18 protein-coding genes are annotated in these 18,662 nt (G+C 38.0%); 6 read left to right on the forward strand and 12 right to left on the reverse strand.

Features of this window, described 5'->3' with window-relative positions:
• Nucleotides 1-526 precede the first annotated feature (526 nt).
• Nucleotides 527-1,609 carry a glycine cleavage system aminomethyltransferase GcvT gene (gcvT, locus tag B3I52_RS15305; RefSeq protein ID WP_293302985.1) on the forward strand — a complete coding sequence of 361 codons (1,083 nt, stop codon included), beginning with the start codon at nt 527-529 and terminating at the stop codon, nt 1,607-1,609.
• Nucleotides 1,610-1,687: 78 nt separating this feature from the next.
• The gene (locus tag B3I52_RS15310; protein ID WP_293302921.1) at nt 1,688-2,401 is read left to right on the forward strand and encodes a 2-phosphosulfolactate phosphatase; all 714 of its coding nucleotides are present in this window, start codon (nt 1,688-1,690) and stop codon (nt 2,399-2,401) included.
• A gap of 53 nt (nt 2,402-2,454) precedes the next feature.
• Here B3I52_RS15310 and B3I52_RS15315 read toward each other — a convergent pair whose 3' ends face one another.
• Both B3I52_RS15315 and gldB read right to left on the reverse strand, forming a co-directional pair.
• Nucleotides 2,455-3,231: a patatin-like phospholipase family protein gene (locus tag B3I52_RS15315; RefSeq protein WP_293302924.1), complete on the reverse strand. Its 777-nt coding sequence runs from the start codon at nt 3,229-3,231 to the stop codon at nt 2,455-2,457.
• Between the two features lie 89 nt (nt 3,232-3,320).
• Nucleotides 3,321-4,364, reverse strand: a complete 1,044-nt coding sequence (gene gldB, locus B3I52_RS15320; RefSeq protein WP_293302927.1) for a gliding motility lipoprotein GldB — start codon at nt 4,362-4,364, stop codon at nt 3,321-3,323.
• Between the two features lie 79 nt (nt 4,365-4,443).
• Here gldB and B3I52_RS15325 point away from each other — a divergent pair, with 79 nt between their 5' ends.
• Complete coding sequence (locus tag B3I52_RS15325) at nt 4,444-5,097, forward strand: porin family protein (RefSeq protein ID WP_293302928.1); 654 nt, start codon at nt 4,444-4,446, stop codon at nt 5,095-5,097.
• Between the two features lie 67 nt (nt 5,098-5,164).
• Nucleotides 5,165-6,805, forward strand: a complete 1,641-nt coding sequence (locus tag B3I52_RS15330) for an NAD+ synthase (RefSeq protein WP_293302930.1) — start codon at nt 5,165-5,167, stop codon at nt 6,803-6,805.
• Nucleotides 6,806-7,019: 214 nt separating this feature from the next.
• Here B3I52_RS15330 and lspA read toward each other — a convergent pair whose 3' ends face one another.
• The 4 genes from lspA to rsmI all read right to left on the reverse strand — a co-directional run bounded on the left by lspA (nt 7,020) and on the right by rsmI (nt 10,746).
• Nucleotides 7,020-7,550, reverse strand: a complete 531-nt coding sequence (gene lspA / locus B3I52_RS15335; RefSeq protein WP_293302933.1) for a signal peptidase II — start codon at nt 7,548-7,550, stop codon at nt 7,020-7,022.
• A gap of 81 nt (nt 7,551-7,631) precedes the next feature.
• On the reverse strand, nt 7,632-9,251 hold the full coding sequence (gene lnt / locus B3I52_RS15340) for an apolipoprotein N-acyltransferase (protein WP_293302935.1): 1,620 nt from the start codon (nt 9,249-9,251) through the stop codon (nt 7,632-7,634).
• A 126-nt stretch (nt 9,252-9,377) separates the two neighbouring features.
• Nucleotides 9,378-10,022, reverse strand: coding sequence for a PH domain-containing protein (locus tag B3I52_RS15345; RefSeq protein ID WP_293302937.1), 645 nt, complete (start codon nt 10,020-10,022; stop codon nt 9,378-9,380).
• Nucleotides 10,015-10,746, reverse strand: coding sequence for a 16S rRNA (cytidine(1402)-2'-O)-methyltransferase (gene rsmI, locus B3I52_RS15350; protein WP_293302940.1), 732 nt, complete (start codon nt 10,744-10,746; stop codon nt 10,015-10,017). Before rsmI ends, B3I52_RS15345 begins: the two co-directional genes overlap by 8 nt.
• Before the next feature lie 123 nt (nt 10,747-10,869).
• Here rsmI and serS point away from each other — a divergent pair, with 123 nt between their 5' ends.
• On the forward strand, nt 10,870-12,141 hold the full coding sequence (serS, locus tag B3I52_RS15355) for a serine--tRNA ligase (RefSeq protein ID WP_293302942.1): 1,272 nt from the start codon (nt 10,870-10,872) through the stop codon (nt 12,139-12,141).
• Nucleotides 12,142-12,268: 127 nt separating this feature from the next.
• Here serS and B3I52_RS15360 read toward each other — a convergent pair whose 3' ends face one another.
• The 6 genes from B3I52_RS15360 to B3I52_RS15385 all read right to left on the reverse strand — a co-directional run bounded on the left by B3I52_RS15360 (nt 12,269) and on the right by B3I52_RS15385 (nt 16,586).
• Nucleotides 12,269-12,862 carry a YceI family protein gene (locus tag B3I52_RS15360; RefSeq protein ID WP_293302943.1) on the reverse strand — a complete coding sequence of 198 codons (594 nt, stop codon included), beginning with the start codon at nt 12,860-12,862 and terminating at the stop codon, nt 12,269-12,271.
• A 111-nt stretch (nt 12,863-12,973) separates the two neighbouring features.
• Nucleotides 12,974-14,239 carry a hypothetical protein gene (locus tag B3I52_RS15365; protein WP_293302946.1) on the reverse strand — a complete coding sequence of 422 codons (1,266 nt, stop codon included), beginning with the start codon at nt 14,237-14,239 and terminating at the stop codon, nt 12,974-12,976.
• A gap of 28 nt (nt 14,240-14,267) precedes the next feature.
• Nucleotides 14,268-14,870 carry a YceI family protein gene (locus tag B3I52_RS15370; protein WP_293302948.1) on the reverse strand — a complete coding sequence of 201 codons (603 nt, stop codon included), beginning with the start codon at nt 14,868-14,870 and terminating at the stop codon, nt 14,268-14,270.
• A gap of 155 nt (nt 14,871-15,025) precedes the next feature.
• On the reverse strand, nt 15,026-15,337 hold the full coding sequence (locus B3I52_RS15375) for a hypothetical protein (protein WP_293302951.1): 312 nt from the start codon (nt 15,335-15,337) through the stop codon (nt 15,026-15,028).
• 67 nt (nt 15,338-15,404) lie between these two features.
• Nucleotides 15,405-15,713: a hypothetical protein gene (locus tag B3I52_RS15380; RefSeq protein ID WP_293302952.1), complete on the reverse strand. Its 309-nt coding sequence runs from the start codon at nt 15,711-15,713 to the stop codon at nt 15,405-15,407.
• A gap of 171 nt (nt 15,714-15,884) precedes the next feature.
• Complete coding sequence (locus B3I52_RS15385; protein ID WP_293302954.1) at nt 15,885-16,586, reverse strand: SIMPL domain-containing protein; 702 nt, start codon at nt 16,584-16,586, stop codon at nt 15,885-15,887.
• Between the two features lie 293 nt (nt 16,587-16,879).
• On the opposite strand from B3I52_RS15385, the gene B3I52_RS15390 reads away from it, so the two are divergent.
• On the forward strand, nt 16,880-18,160 hold the full coding sequence (locus B3I52_RS15390; RefSeq protein WP_293302957.1) for a LamG-like jellyroll fold domain-containing protein: 1,281 nt from the start codon (nt 16,880-16,882) through the stop codon (nt 18,158-18,160).
• Nucleotides 18,161-18,662: the final 502 nt, after the last annotated feature.

An 18,662-nucleotide genomic window follows, 5' to 3' on the forward strand; every position in this document is an offset into this window, starting at 1 on the left:
AGGCTGTTAGCTATATTCTTCCTTGGGTCGTCATTTTTTCGTAATTTAGCTTTACTCTCAATTTTAGGATAATCTATCCTAAAAACAAATCTCCAAATATTTTACAAGTCCACCTCAACTCCACCTTAAGTCCACGTTGAGTGCACCTCAGGTTCACCTATACCGTAGCCTTGCAGGTGTGTTGCCCTAATATACCCGTATCTATCTAGCCACAGCTATGCCATTTTTTGTTGTTTAAGAGGGTAGGTTATTTGCTAGCAATACAATAGGCACAAGTTCTGTTGCAGTTCAGCATCAGCTTTTAAGATCATTTCTAGTGCATTATTAATCGAAGTTAAGGAACTAATTCAGTGAAACCTGGATTGGGAGAGGTAGTTCTTTTAATGGAAAAAGTGATGAGTTAAGCTTGTAACTCCAAGATAGCTTTAAAAGGGTTTGATTATCGATAAATTGGCTTTTTCTTAGTACTTTTGCCCGCATATTAAACCAAGATATTCCTGATAACGATTTATTAAAAATAAAAATGATGAAAAACACTGCTTTAACCGAAAAACATATTGCCCTTGGTGCTAAAATGGTTCCTTTTGCTGGCTATAATATGCCTGTGCAATATGAAGGTATTAATGTAGAACACGCTACTGTTCGTAATACCGTTGGTGTTTTTGATGTAAGCCACATGGGCGAGTTTATCCTTAAGGGAGAGCATGCTTTAGATTTAATTCAGCGTGTAACCAGTAACGACGCATCGAAACTTTATGATGGTAAAATTCAATATTCGTACCTGCCAAACGAAGATGGAGGTATTGTAGATGATTTATTGGTTTATCGTATAGATGAGAAAACTTATATGTTGGTGGTAAATGCTTCTAATATTGATAAAGATTGGAATTGGATCCAGAAATTCAACAATAAAGGGGTAGAAATGCACAACATTTCTGATCAGACTTCTTTATTGGCGATCCAAGGTCCAAAAGCGGCAGATGCCTTACAGTCGTTAACTGATATGGATTTGGCCTCGATGGAATATTATACCTTCAAAAAAGGTAAGTTTGCAGGTGTAGATAATGTGCTGGTTTCAGCTACTGGTTATACGGGTGCGGGTGGTTTCGAGATTTATTTTGAGAACCAATACGCCGATCAAATTTGGGAAGCTGTTTTTGAAGCGGGTGCTGAGTTTGGGATTAAACCAATTGGTTTGGGTGCTCGTGATACCTTACGTTTAGAAATGGGTTTCTGTTTGTACGGAAATGATATTGATGAGACTACATCGCCCCTTGAAGCTGGTTTAGGTTGGGTAACTAAGTTTACCAAAGAATTTACTAACTCGGCGGCTTTGTTGGCACAAAAAGAAGCAGGGGTGGCCCGTAAGTTGGTAGGTTTCGAGATGATTGACAGAGGTATCCCTCGTCATGATTATATCGTAGTTGATGCAGAGGGCAATCAAATTGGTAAGGTAACTTCAGGAACGCAATCGCCATCGCTGCAAAAAGCTATTGGTATTGCTTATGTAACTAAAGATTTTGCCAAAGAAGGTACAGAGATTTTTATCGACATTAGAAATAACAAAGTAAAAGCTAAAATTGTAAAGTTTCCTTTTCTTAAGAAATAGGTTATACGTTTTAAGTTGTAAGTTCTACGTTCTGGGCTTACAACTTAAAACGTATCACTTAAAACGTATCACTTAAAAATGCCAAAAATAGAAGTTTGTTTAACGCCCGCTCTGCTAAATTTATATGCTATCGAGCATAGTATTGTGGTTGTTATCGATATTTTGAGGGCAACTTCTTCCATTACTTACGGTATAGAAAATGGGGCAGCAGCAATTATTCCGGTGATGAATGTGGAAGATTGTTTAAACTATGCTGATAAGGGTTGTTTGTTGGCAGCCGAGCGTAATGGCGAAGTAGTTAAGGGCTACGATTTTGGGAATTCGCCTTTTTCTTACACTGCCGATAAAGTAGCTGGAAAAACCATTGTGTTAACTACCACCAATGGTACCAAGGCCATGCGCATGGCCCAAGAAAGGGCACACCAAGTAATTGTAGGTTCGTTTCTTAACCTAACTTCGGTTTGTAATTATCTTAAAAAAGAGAATAAAGATGTGTTGCTCCTTTGTGCAGGTTGGAAAGATAATTTTAATTTGGAAGATACTTTATTTGCTGGTGCTGTGGTAGAACAGTTGCAAAATGATTTTACCGTAGGCGATGATTCTAGTGTGGCTGCGTTAGATATGTATCAATTGGCTAAAGGTGACTTACGAGCGTATTTGAAGAAATCTTCGCACAGTCACCGTTTGATAAAATTGAACATCGAAGAAGATGTACAGTTTTGTTTAAAAACAGATGTGTGTAAAACTATTCCGGTTTTGGAGGGTGAAAAACTGATCTCCCTAGCAACCTAAAGAGGGAGTTAGCAAATTATAAATTAATAGTGCGCTAGAAAACAAAGTTTCCTTTAGGTGATTTGGGAGTTCATTAACTGCCTAAAACTCTCGCTACTTTTAATTGTTTTTAATGCTTCTTCGTGGGCCAACCAATAAATGGTTTCGGCTTTTTTAGTGTCAAAAGTACTGATCTCGCCCATTCCCTTTGGTTCAATCATCAAATTGCAGCATTTAGATTTTCTTTCCATGTCGTGATTGATTGACATAATGCCCGTTCGTTGCATTAACCGGGTAATACCTACAATTTTATTTACAGACCTTAAATGGTTGCAGGTAGAACCAATAATGTAATCAACTTTGTTTAACAAGGGTTCTACAGGGAAGTTGTTTAGCACGCCACCATCTACGTACATTTGCCCATCCATCATAATGGGCTTAAATACCCCAGGAATACAGCACGAGGCATGTATGGCTCTAATTAAAGGGCCTTTGGTAAAGTAGGCTACATTGCCCTCGCTAAAATTGGTGGTGCAAATGGTAAGTGGAGTTTTTAAATCTTCGATGTGCGCAGGCAAGTACGTTTTGAAAATATCTCCGGTTCTTTCAATATTTATTAAGCCTAATGATCCAAAGGCTGGGCGTATAAATTTAATTAGCTTCGTTTTCATGAAGATATTAAAAGTTTCTTCGGGGTCAATTCCGGCGGCATAAAAAGCCCCAGCAATAGCACCTGCGCTTGTGCCTGTAATATGGCTAAACTGAATGCCTGTTTTTTTGAGTGCACTAAGTACACCTAGATGGGCAATGCCTCTTACCCCGCCTCCGCTTAATACAATACCAACTTTCATGTTTAGTTAATGTGATGATTTGTTAATTCGATAATGTGATAATTGATAGTTTGAAAATGCGATAATTAGCTAATTATGGTATCGGCCAATTACTTCATTAGTTTAGGTTTATACTTCGATTTGGTCAATATCTTCTGCGCATCGGTATCGGCCATTAATTGTTGCAAAGTAATTTCTGGGTTTTCTTTCATGTATTTGCGTACAATTTGCCAGCCTGTCCAAACTCCTAATTTTGGTGCCGATGCATTGTTTTCTCCCAAGCCTGGCGTAAATGGGCCCTCGCTTAAATAAACTTGTATTTTAGTGTAATCAGTTTCGTAAAGGAGGTTGTTTTCTAAGTAAAAAGCCCAAATTTCACTCTCAAACTCTTTACACCAAGTTAATTGCTTTGCTGTATAGCCAATTTTTACACTGTCGGGCAAATGATTTGGCAGCACTTGTTCCATAAAGTAGAGCACTTTTCCATTGTAGATCATTTTTGCCAACAGGCTGCGGTCTTCATCTTGTTCTTTAAATAAGGTCTCTCTAGCGTAGTATTCGCTTACACGGGGCACAATATATTCGGGGGTAAATCTTCTAGACACATATAGCGGAATGCTGTGTACCAAGGCACCATAAAATTTACTGTCTTTGCCCAAAAACATATCTAAACCAATGCCCACATAGTTGTCGCCAATTGGCGTTTGGTATGCAAAACCAGATAGAAAACCGATAAAGCGTGGAATTGGAGCCTTGGGGTAATAGTACTTCATGTACTTAAAAGTTTCGGTAAGTGCTTTTTCTGTTTTGTCAAGGTTCGGAAAAACGCTATCTACCTCGTGGTTAAGATGGGTGTAGGCTTTATTTTTGTCTTCATAGAGCCCTTGCAATATTTGTTGGCGAGTATAACTTTCGTTGCCCACCATTTTGAAGATGAAATCTTCGTAAAACGCTCCGTATTTCTTGTGTAATAGGCTATCGGTTAGTTGAATTGGCTTTCCTCTTAGGTTGTAAAGGTCTTTGTCAAATCGCTCTATCTTTATATCGAGATTTATATGGCCTACATTGGGCTTTTTGTTTTCACTGCACGAAAAAAAAAGCATAGCACATAGAAAAAATAAATAACTTTGGCAAAGTTTGGTTTTATGTATCATTGCTAACAAATATATAAAACGAATATGAACTGTAGTTATCAGATTATTGCATAATATTGAAAACATAAATATTTTACTTATGAAAAGAACATTATTAGCGTTATTATTTTCAATCACCTCTGCAAGTTTATTTGCGCAAGAGGCATCGCAGGTTAGATTAGGGCTTACGGCACATCCAAATTTTGGTTTTTTAAAAGTGGAGAACGGCGAGGGAAGTGGTTTAAGCACGGGCTTTACTTATGGTTTAATGAGCGATTTTGAATTTGCCGAAAATTATTGCTTTGCAACAGGGTTAACGGTAACCAGCGTTAACGGAGCGGGTAAAATCATTAATTATCAGCCTTATCATAATGCTTCGGCAGGGCAAACAGCCTATGATGTAAAGTATAAAATGCAATATTTGCAGATACCACTTTCTATTAAATTAAAAACCGACGAAAAGGACGATATGAAATGGTACGGCCAGTTTGGCCTAACTACCGATTTTAGGATTGGTGCCCGCCAAGATGTAGAACAAGCAAATACTCCTTTGGCAGAAGATCTTAAGGCTACCAATAATACCAAGTTTTTAAGAGCAGGAATGCTTATTGGTGGTGGCGTAGAGTATCGCTTAAGTGGAAAAACGAGTTTGTTGGGCGGAATTACCTATAATAATGGTTTAACCAATATTGCTAAAAAACCGCATACGGTTAAAAATCATTATGTAGCATTAAATATTGGCGTATTTTTTTAGTAGCCGATTAAAATATTTGATTGATGAAACAAGCCTTAATTAAGGCTTGTTTTTTTATTTTTGTACTATGAAAATTGCATTGGCACAACTTAACTACCATATCGGTAATTTCGAAAATAATACACAAAAAATTATTTCCAATATTGCTTTGGCAAAGCTAAAAGGGGCAGATGTTGTCGTGTTTGCAGAGTTGGCAATTTGTGGTTACCCGCCACGCGATTTTCTGGAGTTCGAAGATTTTATATCGCTCTGCGAAAAAGCTGCGCAAGAGATTGCAAAACATTGTACAGGTATAGCTTGTATTGTGGGCTTGCCTGCTAAAAATCCGGTACTAGCAGGTAAAGACTTGTTTAATGCCGCTTATTTTATTGCCAATGGCGAAGTGAAGCAAATTGTAAAGAAAGCTTTGTTGCCTACGTACGATGTGTTTGATGAATATCGCTATTTTGAGCCTAATACAGTTTTTGATTGTGTGGATTATGAAGGCAAAAAAATTGCGTTGACCATTTGCGAAGACCTTTGGAACATCAATGATGATCCACTATACGTTTCTTGCCCAATGGATGAGCTGATTAAGCAGCAGCCCGACTTGATGATTAACATTGCGGCTTCGCCATTTGATTACGGGCACGATGAAGACCGCATAAAAGTACTTTCTGATAATGCCAAAAAATATCAGTTGCCTTTATTTTATGTAAACCAGGTTGGTGCACAAACAGAAATTATTTTTGATGGGGGCTCTTTGGTATTTGATGAAGAAGGTTCGCTAAAAGCAGAAATGAAGTACTTTGAGGAAGATCTACAGGTTTTCGATTTGGAAGAAATAGCGCATGTAAAGAACAAATATCCAGCGGCAGAAAGAACTTCAGATATTGAACAAATACACGACGCATTAGTTTTGGGTATCAAAGATTATTTTGCAAAATCAGGTTTTCAAAAAGCCGTTTTGGGACTTTCTGGTGGTATAGATTCGGCTGTGGTTTGTGCTTTGGCATGTAGGGCTTTAGGTGCCGAAAATGTGATGGCTGTTTTAATGCCTTCTAAATATTCTACAGACCACTCGGTACAAGATGCTTTGGATCTGGTAAATAACATTGGCTGCAAGCACGAAATTATTCCAATTGCAGCAGCTGCCGATGCTTTTGATCTCATGTTGGCAAAACCTTTCGAAGGGTTGGCGTTTAACTTGACGGAAGAGAATATCCAAGCTCGTTGCCGCGGAATTGTAGTAATGGCTATGTCTAATAAGTTTGGCTATATTTTGCTCAATACTTCGAACAAAAGTGAGTGTGCTGTTGGTTACGGAACTTTGTACGGTGATATGTGTGGCGCCATTAGCGTTATTGGCGATGTTTATAAAACACAGGTTTTTAATTTGGCCAGATACATTAATAAGGATAGAGAGATTATTCCAGTTAATACGATCGTTAAACCACCATCGGCAGAGTTAAGGCCAGATCAAAAAGACTCTGATTCGTTGCCCGAATACGATATTTTAGATCAAATCCTATATCAACACATAGAACTTAAGAAAGGCTCGAAAGAGATTATTGCCCAAGGTTTTGAGGAAACTTTAGTGAAACGCATTTTGCGCATGGTAAATTTGGCAGAGTTTAAACGTTATCAAACCCCGCCAATTTTAAGGGTATCGCCTAAAGCTTTTGGCATGGGCAGGCGTATGCCAATTGTTGGCAAGTATATGGACTAGGGAGGTGTACGATTTTAGACTGACGAATTACGATTGAGTTCTATAATAGCAGCGTAATGGTAGTGCTGCAGTTGAACTGTATTCCTGCCTGTCCCAAATTTACTTCGGGGCTTTCATTTTCCGATTTAACATTGGGCTCCACCACTATAATTAGGGCTGTAATTAAGGTTTAGTAACCCGTCATTACGAGTTTACTAAGCAATCTGGTAAATACTTAAACAGGTGCCTCTTCCTGGTCGGCCTCGGGTTTTTTAATTCTCGCTGCAGTTAAATTCTGCAACAACAATAAACCAATACCGATCATGATCGAAACATCGGCCATGTTAAAAATACCTGTTCTAAACAGTACGAAATCCATGTGTAGGAAATCGGTTACCGAGCCATAAACAATCCTATCGTAGATGTTGCCAATGCCACCGCCAATTAAAAAGCAAATACCAATTTGCATTAAACGTGGCAAATGTTTGTTAGAATACAAGAACCATAAGCCATAGGCCAGTACCAAAGTGGGTAAAACGGTAAGTACTATAATTCTAATAATTTCGGGCAAATTACTTCCTGCACTTAAAAATGCACCAGTATTTTCTACCAAGGTTAAAGTAAAACGATCTTTTATAACTTCAATTTGTTCGTAAGGCTCAATGTTTTTTCTGGCAATTACTTTAGAAAATTGGTCGCAACCTAAATTTAAGGCTACGATAAGTAGGAGGAAAGCGAATTTTAAGGAGGTTTTACTTTTGATCATTTATTTAGTTTTATAAGTGTAGCCACAAATGCACAGATGAAATATCAAATTAGAAAATATCTTCGCATCTGTGGCAGACTATTATTTCAAAATCCATTTTTTTACTAGGATGAACAAAGCTGCTATTGCTGCAAAACCAATACATAATTTGGCTATCAAATCGCCATAATTTACGTAGAAAGTTATTTCATCGTTTAGGTTGATGTCTGCTTTTAATGCGGTGCGTGTCCACCATTTACTTTGCTGTACTACATCGCCACGTTGGTTAATAAAGCCCGAAATACCGGTATTTGCCGAACGTACTACATATCTTCTGGTTTCGATTGAACGAAGTTTTGCGTATAACAAATGTTGATCTTTACCTGAAGTATTGCCCCACCAACCATCGTTGGTAATTACGGCAATAAACTGCGCACCTTGTTTAACCGAGCCTGCCACCCAATGGCCCCAAATAGACTCGTAGCAAATTACAGGTGCAACGCCAATGCCGCTGTAAGCATAAAAAACACCTGGTTCTTCTTGCCAGCCCCAGCTAGAAACACTTCCGCCCAATTTGCTAAATACCGGTGCAAGAAAAGAAAAAGCTTTTGGGAAAGGCATTTTCTCTACACCTGGTACCAATTTAGATTTGTGGTAAAAAGCTACACTAGCAGAGTTTTCTATTTGTATGGCAGCATTGAAGTGGTCATAAAATCCGCCATTTGGATTTTCTTTTGCCGATATTGTTCTCTTGTCGTGGTAAAACCGAACACTTTCTATACCTGTAATTAATGTTCCGTTTTTGTATTTTGATAAAAATTGTTGCGCTTGTAAGTATTCGGGATTACTTCTTATCCTTTCTTCATCGGCATAATTCGGGATAGCCGTTTCTGGCCAAATGAAATATTCGGTGTTGGTTTGTGCAATCGAATCTGAAAGTTTGGTTAAGATACTAAGCTGCTCGGTGGAAGAAGTAGTGCCGTATTTCTCGTATGGGTCGATATTTGGTTGTACTGTAACTACGTTTACAGGTACACTTTTTTCTTCGTAGTTTTTATAGCGATAAATGGAATATCCGATAGGTAAAAGCAATAGTAATGCCCAAATGCCTGCTAGTTTGTACTGCTTTTGAGATTTGATTTGTTGGTAGGCTTCGAAAGCTAAGATGTTACTCAGTAGAATCCATAAGGAGCCGCCATAAACTCCCGTAAATTCATACCACTGCACAACTTGGTGCATGCCTGCAAAGCCATTGCCTAAAGTCATCCAGGGGAAAGCTAAATCCCAAGTTTGGTGCAAATACTCCATGCTAATGTAAAAAGCAATTAATGAGCTATAGCCAATCCATTTTTTATTGGTGTAGGTGCTTAATCTGTAATACATCCAAAAGGCAAAGGTCATTAATAAAGCTCCCAGTCCGTAAGGGATAAGGGAAACCAACAGAGATACAATGGTGCCAACAAATCCTGTATTTACAGCATTAATGGAATTAAAAACCCAGTAAATAGAGGCTGTGTTCCAAATTAAAAAGGTTAAACCTGCGGTAAGGAATACTTTCTTGCCAGTCTTTTTATCAGAAGTGTTTGTGATTTGCTTTAAAGCAATTAGCAGAGGCACTAAGCCTACAAAAAGTAGCGGTGCAAGCCAATTATGTGGCGGCCAAGCCAACCACATGATAAATGCACTAAGAAGTGCTAAAAGGTAATTTTGTTTGAGTTTCATTCGTATTTATCACAGTGCATTTCATAGCACGTTATTTCGACGAAGAGTGAGGAGAAAGCTAACAAGATCGCAAGTTGCTAGATTTCTCACTGCACTTTGTTCCGTATCGAAATGACGGTAAGTATATTACATGCTATCTAAAATTGCCGCTTTTTTGTGTTCGTACTCTTCGCGAGTAATCAGTTGCTTATCGTACAATGTTTTTAACTTGATGAGTTTTTGCTCAATTTCATCTTCTTTATTACCTAACTCAACACCGGTGGTTTCTGGAATTACAATGGCGTCTTCAATGGGTAAATCAATTACTTGTGGCGTGGCTGGAATGTTAAATGAAGATGCGGTTGCTCTGTTTTCTTCTAGCTTTTGCTGTCTAAGTAATTCTTTGTATTCTTCTAATTGTTGGTTTGCCGCTTGGTGCAACTTGCGTACTTGCACTTTCGGAATAAAATCGGTTACAATATTTTCTCCCGACTGTGGTACGCAAATAAATTTGGAGCCTAATAAACCTTCTTTAAAGGAAACTTCTTTAATGTTTTTCCAAGAAATATCCTTAAAGTTCATGGTTAGGCCCAAGTTAGTAGGCGAGCAGTAAAAAATTCTTTTATTGCTGATGGCAATGCAGTCTGGCAACAAGTTTACCGCTGGTTTTTTCTGTACGGCTAGGTATAAAATTTCTTCTCCGCTGGTTAATAAATCGTTTAATTTTCCAGCTACTTTTTCTACGGCTTTCGGGTCTTGTTCGTCGGCCAAAAATCTATCGATGTTAATCATGGTTTTCTTTTACTCCGTATTTATCTTTGTTCTTTGCTCTTTTATCCTTATTCTCATTTCCACCAACACAAATTACGAATTCTCCTTTTAAAATATTGTTTTCAAAATGTGATTTTACTTCTATAACTGTGCCACGAACGTTTTCTTCGTACAATTTACTTAACTCTCGGCTAACGCAAACTTGTCTGTCCTCCCCAAAAAACTCGGCAAACTCGGTTAATGTTTTTAGCAAGCGGTGTGGACTTTCGTAAAAAATCATGGTTCTTTCTTCTTCCGCTAATTGCTTTAATCTTGTTTGTCTGCCTTTCTTTACTGGCAGAAATCCTTCGAACACAAATTGGTCGTTAGGTAAACCTGAGTTAACCAAGGCAGGAACAAAAGCTGTAGCTCCAGGCAAGCAAGTAATTTCAATTTCATGCTTAATTGCTTCTCTAACTAGGAAAAAGCCCGGGTCGGAAATAGCAGGTGTACCTGCATCAGAAATTACGGCAATGTTTTGTCCTTCTTTTAGGAACTTGATAATTTCGGCAGTTGCCTTGTGCTCGTTATGTTGATGGTGTGCGAAAACTCGTTTATCGATACCGAAATGTTTTAACAAAGGTGCACTGGTACGCGTGTCTTCCGCCAAAATCAAATCCACCTCTTTTAAAATACGAATAGCCCTAAAAGTCATGTCTTCTAGGTTGCCAATAGGTGTAGGTACAAGGTAAAGTTTACCATTCATAGATGTGAGATTTTAGATATGAGCTATGAGATGAAAAGTAAAAATCTAGGCTTGTCATACCTTCAACCTTTCTGCCTTTTACCTTTCGCCTTTAAAAACTATCTTTGTCAAAAATTATAAATAATGCTGCAAGTTAACTATATCCGCGAAAATAGAGAGAAAGTTTTAGAGCGATTGAGCGTTCGTAACTTTAAACAAGTAGAATTGGTAGATCAGATCATCGCTGTAGATGAGGAACGCCGCTCTACGCAGTCCTCTTTGGATAATTTGCAGGCAGAAGCCAATGCCGCGGCTAAACAAATTGGCGAGTTGATGCGCAATGGCAAAAAAGAAGAAGCCGAAGCCATTAAAGCCAATACCGCAGCTCATAAAGAGAAAATTAAAGAACAGAACGAGCAGTTAACAATTTTAGAAGAAAACCAACAGGCCTTAATTGTACAGTTGCCAAACTTGCCTTACCATTTGGTTAAAGCAGGCAGCACAGCCGATGATAATGAGGTGGTTTATACGCATGGCGAGCCATCGGCTTTGCCAGAAAATGCTTTGCCACATTGGGAGCTAGCTGCCAAATATGATATTATTGATTTTGAATTGGGCGTGAAAATTACTGGTGCTGGTTTCCCGGTTTACAAAGGAAAAGGAGCGAGGTTGCAACGTGCTTTGATCAATTTCTTTTTAGACCACGCTACTGCTGCGGGTTACAAAGAAATGCAAGTGCCACATTTGGTAAATGCTGCTTCGGGCTTTGGTACTGGGCAATTGCCAGATAAAGAGGGGCAAATGTACCATGTTGGTGTAGATGATTTATACCTAATTCCTACGGCAGAGGTGCCTGTAACGAATTTGTACCGCGATGTGATTTTGAAGGAAGAAGACCTGCCAATTAAAAATACAGGCTATACCCCTTGTTTTCGTAGAGAGGCGGGTTCTTATGGCGCTCATGTACGTGGCTTAAACCGCTTGCACCAATTTGATAAAGTGGAAGTGGTTCAAATTACTCATCCTGAGAAATCTTACGAAACTTTGGAAGACATGAGCCAGTACGTACAATCGTTGCTAAAAGAGCTTGGCTTGCATTACCGTGTGTTGCGTTTATGCGGTGGCGATATGGGCTTTACCTCGGCCATGACTTACGATATGGAGGTTTGGAGTGGGGCGCAACAACGCTGGTTAGAGGTTTCTTCTGTATCAAACTTTGAAACTTACCAAAGTAACCGTTTAAAGTTGAGGTTTAAAGGCAAGGAAGGAAAAACGCAATTGGCGCATACGTTAAACGGAAGTGCCTTGGCTTTGCCTCGTATTGTGGCTTCAATTTTAGAAAACTATCAAACAGCTCAGGGAATTAAAATTCCGGAAGCTTTAGTAAAATACACTGGTTTCGATATTATCGATTAAAATAACGTGAGTTTTGGATGTTTGTATTATAATTCAAGTATTTAGAGCTGTGTTGATTGAAAAATGATTAGATAGATTCTTAAAAGCTGATGCTGAAATAAATTCAGCATGACGATTTAGAAGAGGATTAATCGACCTTGAGGTAGAGAATCATATCTACCATTAATTGGTCTTTCAACGAAATAAGCCCCATCATTTTTTTGAGAGGCTTTATTTTGTAATCCCTCAGCGAAATTGGGTGCGAGCTGCTACAGCGATAAATGCCTTTCAATTTGTTGTAATTGAATTGTAGCGTATCGGTACGTTTCTCACCGGCAATAGTAATATCTACGGTGGCTAAAGCCGTTCCATTGTCGTTATTGTAGTTTTTAACGAAGTTAATCTTATTTAATGCAATGCTGATGTTTGGATAAACACGGTAGTTCATCATGTTCCGGTAATCCCTGTCCATCAAATTATTGCCCGAACTAAATGCGGTAACTGCTGCATCTAGTTTCGCGTTTTTAAGCTGGAGCATATTCTTCGCTGAGCTTGCTTTTACCGAATTGCTGCCCAATTTTAGTGCTTTCTCGTAAGTAAAAGTGAATTTGTTTACGTTAGAGTTGCCTTTAAGTAAGATGCTGCTTTCGGGAAGAATAATTAACTGATATTCTTGTTCATCGACTATTTTGAGGAACAGCAAGAAAAAAACACCTAATAACTGAGGGATAAATGCGCTCATTTTTGTTGAATTGAAAGAATGGGGGAAGAAAATTGGCTAAAAAGCCGCTCCTTAAACGAGATAAAGAGCGGCTTAAGCCATCACTATTCAACTATTAACTAAAATTCTCTTTTAGAAACCTACACTTGCTTCGAACATCATGCCTTTGAATTTACCTTCAGACAATAAGTTCGCCGCTGGGTAGTCGTTATATTTTTGGTTTACATATTCTGCTTTTAGCACCATGTTTTTGGTTACAAACCACCCGGCACTTGCTTGTACGCGGTTTACTTTCACATCGTTTGCAATACCCGGAAGCGCTGCGGTAACGGTGTTGTAGCGTAAACCAACAAATAGGTCTTCGTTTTTGCAGAAACGGTAAACGGCTTCTACCGCCATTTGGCTAACATCTCTTTTTACAGTTTCGGTAATTGCTTTACCTTTGGCAACCTCATAGGTTCCGAACAGTTCTAAACCTTGGTATTTGATGAAAGGGTTAATCATAAACGCAGTTACCTGACGGCTAAACCCCGGGCGTACATTGCCAGACCAAGCGTTGGTAATGGCGGTAACCCCGGCAGCTTTTGGTTCTAACACCATGTAATACCTAGAGCCGCCTCTATCGCCAGTGTATAAAGTGTTGCTAGCAGCACCATTATTGTGATATACCGAGCCTGTTAAACGTACCCTTAAATCGTTGTTTAACTGTTTGTCGTACCCTAATTTTCCAATAAATGACGGGTTACGGGTAGGCGCATCAGAAATTTCTCCTTTAATTTCGCCATTATGGATCGCGGCAACTGCTAAAAAGCCATCTTTTTGGAAATCAATCTCGGCACCAATCTCCGTGGTAAAGCCATCTAAAATATAGTTTCCTATAAAAGGGTTGTACAAAGAGTGGCCATTGTCTGTTCTGCGGAAATGCGCATCACCATAGTTCACTTCATAGTGTCCAATTTTAACGGTTACATATTTAAATACTTCATCAAGTACCGGAGAGTTTATTGGCGAAGCATCAATTTGGGCAAAGCCGCCTTTTACCCAAGTTTCTTGGTGGTGGCGGGCAGATAAGTAAGAAATGAGGTTCAATCTAATGCCTTTGGCCAATTGCGCATCGATATTTAAGTTAGCGGTAGCCAAGTTAAAGCCACTGCGCAAGTTATAAAGAGGTGTAGTGCCTGTAGAATTATTGCTGTGTTTCAATGCCTGGAACTGTTGTGTAAAGCCAGCGCCAATTCTCACTTTCACATCATCAAAAGGTATGGTGTCGGTTTTAGGGGTTTCAAAAACATTAATTCCTGCTTTATCGTAAGGTCTTAAATTTTGTATTTTGGCTTGTTGAGCAAACGCCGTTCCCGCTACTGTAACAAAAACTGCGGCAAGTAAAAGTGGTTTCATTTTAATTAAGATTTTTATGGTAAACTAATTAGTCGTTTTTAAAGGATGCGTTGAATACAATAGTTATTTCATCGCCAGTTTTAATGGTGCCGAGTAACGCCTTTGGTGGTGTTACACCGAAAGAGGTCATTTTAAAAGAGGTGCTTCCTTTAACTACAATTCCGTTAGCAGTAAGGGTTGCAGTGGCCGGAAAACTAATGGGTTTTTGGCTGCCTGCAATGGTTAAATTTCCTTTGGCTACAAAATCGGCTTTGCCTGGGCCCGCTTTTAAATTGCTAATGTCTGTAAGTACAAAAGTGATTTTTGGAAATTTATCTGCATTTAAGGCTTTGTAAGTATTTTTGTCCATGCCTGCTTCGTAGTAATTGCCATTTTCTTTAATGCTTTTCATAGATTTTACTACCAATTGCAAATCAACAGCAGTAATGTCTTTTAAAGTAAGGGCATTTGCCGAGTAAGAAATATCGCCACTAAATTGTTCGGTTTTGCAGCGCCAGTCGTGTAGTGATGAGGTGCCTTTTACAAGAATAGCACTCTCTTTTAAGCTTATTTTTGCAGTTTGTGCATGGCCAATTAAGGCAAAAAATGGAAGGATGGCTAAGACAATCCAGCGTGATTTAAAAGTCTTCATAGCATTTAATATTTATACCATAAAGGTCTTACTAAATAAACTTGGGCGTGATGATAAGGCTCATCTCATAAAATGATGCTGCTTATAAAGACAATGATTAAGGTCATAAAAAAAGCCAGGCTGTGTTCCCGGCTTCTCTATAATGCAATTTTACGTTATAAAATAAGGATCAGTAATAATATGATAATGATAATGGCACCTACAGATAAATAAACGCCACCGCCAAGGGCATTGGCCTTTTTCTTCATCTCTTTAAGTTCCTTACGTAGTTCTTTACGTTCTTCTTTACTTAAATTCGATTTGTCCATCGCCTTAATTTCATCAACTCTAGAAATTATTCTATTTAACTCTGCACGTTGTTCGGCAGTAAGTTCTGTTTTAGGCTTATCTTTCGTGGTGGCATGGGCCAAGTTTAAGTTGAATGTTAATGCCATTAATAACATTAACGAATAGCTGATTTTTTTCATGTGATTTAATGTTAGTTTAACTGCTATAACAATGCACATGAAATATTGTTCTGCTTCAAGCAAAGAACTATAAAATGATAATCAGTAATAATAAGATAATAATGATTGCTCCTAAAGAAAGTGTTACGTTTTGATTTAGGAAATCGGCACGTTTTTTCAGTTCTTTTACTTCTTTTCTTAGTGCCTTTCTTTCTGCTTTTGTAAGCGAAGATTTGTCTGTAGCTTTAATTGCTTCCACACGGTTGGTAATGTGCTCTAGCTCGGCTTTTTGTGCTGCGGTAAGCGCTGTTTTTGGGTTGGTGTTGTCGCTTGGTGTAGCATTAACGGTAGTAGAAAGCGTAAAAACTAAGCTAAAAGCGTAAAGTAATTTCTTCATGTGTGGGCTAATTAAAATAAAAGAGGTTGTCTCAAAAGTCTCCCGTCATCTCGAACGTTAGAGAGAGATCTGCTTCAGAAGCACTTCTAAAACAGATTTCTCCTCCTTCGATCGTCGAAATGACGATGTTAATTTGCTTTTGAGACAGCCTCTACAAAATTATCAAAATAATTATTTAATCTCGAAAACCGTGTTTACGGTAAAGCTCAATTTTATTTTTTTAAAGTCAATTTCTGGAGCACTTTCTGCACCATCGCTCATTGCCATACTTTTCATCGCATAGTTTCTGTACATTACCGGTTGTATAACGTTATCGCCGTGGTCTTGTATATCCAACACATTGCCTAGTTTATCTCCCAAAGCTTCAACCATGTAAGTGGCTTTTTCTTTGGCTGCTAAAAGCGCTTTTATTTTTAGTTCTTTTTTTAAACTTTCTATCTTGCTGTAATCGTAGCTTTCAATATTGGTACTGGCAATGCCCTTAGCATCAATACTCTCTAAAATAAGATTAAACTTGTTCAGGTCGGTTACTTTTAAGCGGTATTGTTTGCTAGCTAAAAAGTCTGGGTCTTTCTTTTTAGTAGTTTGGTAGTTCCAGCTACTCAAGTTATTAATCATTAAGTTCTCTTTAGCAATTCCGGCTTTTTGTACGGCATTGTACAATTGGGTTTCTAATGTAGTAATATCTACCTTTTTCTTGCTGTTACCGTCTTTCAAATATTCTTTCAAAGAAATATTGAGGTAAATAATGTCTGGAGTAACCTCCATTTCGGCCGTACCGCTAACGGTAATTTTCTTTCTTAAATCAGCTTGTTGTGCTGAGGCATTTAAACTAAATAGCGCTATTAAAGCTATTGCAAATAAACGGTTCATAATTTTCTATTTTTTGTGTGTTTATAAATGAGATGTAAACATCCTTACAAATCCATAAACAATTTTTATGCAATTAGCTAAAATTGAGCCAAAACATAAATAATGAGCAAATTACTTTTATTTTTTGTGATTATTGATAATAAAAATAATCTGCGTTAAATCTATTGTATTAAACAATCTATAGGAAAAGTTAACGATTTAAGAACACCTATTATGAAGTACTTAGGCGGGGCTATAAAATTTTAGCGCTTTAAGTTGTAATTATTGTTTATTTTTATATAAAAAACTTTTGTATGAATAAATTTTACTTATTAGTGATAAGCTGTATTTTCCAGTTTACTTTTTCGAAAGCGCAAAATCGCTCTTATTCTTTTGCTGTAGGCAATAGTGTTACATTAACTGGAGCATGTGCAGCGCTTTCCCAAAGAACATCTTTTACGATAGAATTTTGGGCCAAATTTAATAGTGTTTCTGGGATAATTAACTTGATAGACTTTACTGGTGGGGCGGAGGCAGGTGGCCTTATCTTAAACAATGGTAAATTTAATGTAGATTTTGCTAATGACTTTGGCAATTTAACCGAAAGTAGTGCGCTATCATTAAGCACCAATACCTGGTATCATATTGCCTTGGTATATGAGAATAGGACTGTTGACTTCTATGTTGATGGTGTGGCTAAAGGGAGTAACGTTCCTGACATAACAAATTATGATGGTCTTGGAGCCCCATTGAACGGTGTAACTAATTATGCTGCGTTTAATGTAGGGAATTTGGTGTTTGGTGCGCAGAATCACGGAGTAGTAAACGATTTTGTTGGCGGTATAGATGATATTCGTTTATGGAGCACTGCCCGTACCCAAGCACAGATACAGAACGCCCGTAGCATGGAGTTGGTGGGCAATGAAAGTGGTTTATTGGGCTATTGGAAATTAAATGAGACCAGCGGTACAACCGTTATCGATAGTAAACAATCAGGTACACTTACTGGAACGAGAAATAACGCTTCTCTAAATCAATTGCCTGCTTTTAGCGGCACCTTACCTGTTTTGTTAGATGCTTTTACTGTTAAGGCAACCGCTACAGGTATAGCATTATCATGGAAAACCTTAAGTGAGCAAAATGCCGATTACTTTGAAGTACAACAAAGTAATGATGGTGTCTCTTTTAAGCCATTAACACGTTTAGCAGCCAAGGGGAATATAGGCTTAGGAGCTAATTATAGCTATTTAGATAGAAATGCCAATAATGGGCGTAATTATTACAAGCTACTACAGTATGATAAAAACATGAATGTAAATGATTACGGAACAAAGGTGCTGGTATACAATTACCAAGATAATGAGATAAAATTGTTTCCTAACCCAAGTGCGCACAAAATAAGTATAGACGTTACTCCGGGGCTTTATAGAGAAATAAATATAATAGATTTAGTTGGAAAAACAGTATTGTCGGTAACACTAGCTAAAACACAAAATGAAATTAGTTTAGATGTAAGTTCTTTACCTAAGGGACTATATAATGTTGTGTTTCTAGGAGATACTCAATCTGCAACAAATAAGTTCGTGAAAAAATAAGTTTTAAACTCGGCTGAAGTCTTATTTTGAAACGCTATCGCAATGTTAGCAATTTTTGGCCTGCCTGAATACATTAGGCAGGCTTTATTTTGAGTTTATGAACTTCCTATTTATTTAAAAAACTTATTTAACGTGAGTTTTGGGTCTTAATTTAGCTAAGCAGACCCTGACCACGAAGTAGCTGCGAAGCAAAATAAATTCAGCGCTTGCTCTGAGTATCGGAGGTGACGGTAAATTTGGCGTTTCGTCATGCTGAGTTTATCGAAGCATCTATTATGTCGCAATCCTTCGACAAGCTCAGGATGGCACCGACAAAAAGGATTTTCACGCCAATCGGGTTTGTGTAAATAAAGGCGTTACTGCTATTATAGAAAGAGAAATAGTTCTGCTATCAAAGTGATGAAATAAATCCAATATGTTAGTCTTATAACTCTCGGATTTATTTCCTTGATATGACCTTATTTAACGTGAGTTTTGGGTGTTATGCTCTGATAATCAGTGT

Origin of the sequence: Pedobacter sp. UBA4863, assembly GCF_002399615.1 — a bacterium.
Taxonomy (GTDB): Bacteria; Bacteroidota; Bacteroidia; order Sphingobacteriales; family Sphingobacteriaceae; genus Pedobacter.

Excerpts from the sequence above, each read along its gene's own strand:
- gcvT (WP_293302985.1), top strand. The coding sequence starts at position 527 with ATGAAAAACACTGCTTTAACCGAAAAACATATTGCCCTTGGTGCTAAA.
- B3I52_RS15310 (WP_293302921.1), top strand. The coding sequence starts at position 1,688 with ATGCCAAAAATAGAAGTTTGTTTAACGCCCGCTCTGCTAAATTTATAT.
- B3I52_RS15315 (WP_293302924.1), bottom strand. The coding sequence starts at position 3,231 with ATGAAAGTTGGTATTGTATTAAGCGGAGGCGGGGTAAGAGGCATTGCC.
- gldB (WP_293302927.1), bottom strand. The coding sequence starts at position 4,364 with ATGATACATAAAACCAAACTTTGCCAAAGTTATTTATTTTTTCTATGT.
- B3I52_RS15325 (WP_293302928.1), top strand. The coding sequence starts at position 4,444 with ATGAAAAGAACATTATTAGCGTTATTATTTTCAATCACCTCTGCAAGT.
- B3I52_RS15330 (WP_293302930.1), top strand. The coding sequence starts at position 5,165 with ATGAAAATTGCATTGGCACAACTTAACTACCATATCGGTAATTTCGAA.
- lspA (WP_293302933.1), bottom strand. The coding sequence starts at position 7,550 with ATGATCAAAAGTAAAACCTCCTTAAAATTCGCTTTCCTCCTACTTATC.
- lnt (WP_293302935.1), bottom strand. The coding sequence starts at position 9,251 with ATGAAACTCAAACAAAATTACCTTTTAGCACTTCTTAGTGCATTTATC.
- B3I52_RS15345 (WP_293302937.1), bottom strand. The coding sequence starts at position 10,022 with ATGATTAACATCGATAGATTTTTGGCCGACGAACAAGACCCGAAAGCC.
- rsmI (WP_293302940.1), bottom strand. The coding sequence starts at position 10,746 with ATGAATGGTAAACTTTACCTTGTACCTACACCTATTGGCAACCTAGAA.
- serS (WP_293302942.1), top strand. The coding sequence starts at position 10,870 with ATGCTGCAAGTTAACTATATCCGCGAAAATAGAGAGAAAGTTTTAGAG.
- B3I52_RS15360 (WP_293302943.1), bottom strand. The coding sequence starts at position 12,862 with ATGAGCGCATTTATCCCTCAGTTATTAGGTGTTTTTTTCTTGCTGTTC.
- B3I52_RS15365 (WP_293302946.1), bottom strand. The coding sequence starts at position 14,239 with ATGAAACCACTTTTACTTGCCGCAGTTTTTGTTACAGTAGCGGGAACG.
- B3I52_RS15370 (WP_293302948.1), bottom strand. The coding sequence starts at position 14,870 with ATGAAGACTTTTAAATCACGCTGGATTGTCTTAGCCATCCTTCCATTT.
- B3I52_RS15375 (WP_293302951.1), bottom strand. The coding sequence starts at position 15,337 with ATGAAAAAAATCAGCTATTCGTTAATGTTATTAATGGCATTAACATTC.
- B3I52_RS15380 (WP_293302952.1), bottom strand. The coding sequence starts at position 15,713 with ATGAAGAAATTACTTTACGCTTTTAGCTTAGTTTTTACGCTTTCTACT.
- B3I52_RS15385 (WP_293302954.1), bottom strand. The coding sequence starts at position 16,586 with ATGAACCGTTTATTTGCAATAGCTTTAATAGCGCTATTTAGTTTAAAT.
- B3I52_RS15390 (WP_293302957.1), top strand. The coding sequence starts at position 16,880 with ATGAATAAATTTTACTTATTAGTGATAAGCTGTATTTTCCAGTTTACT.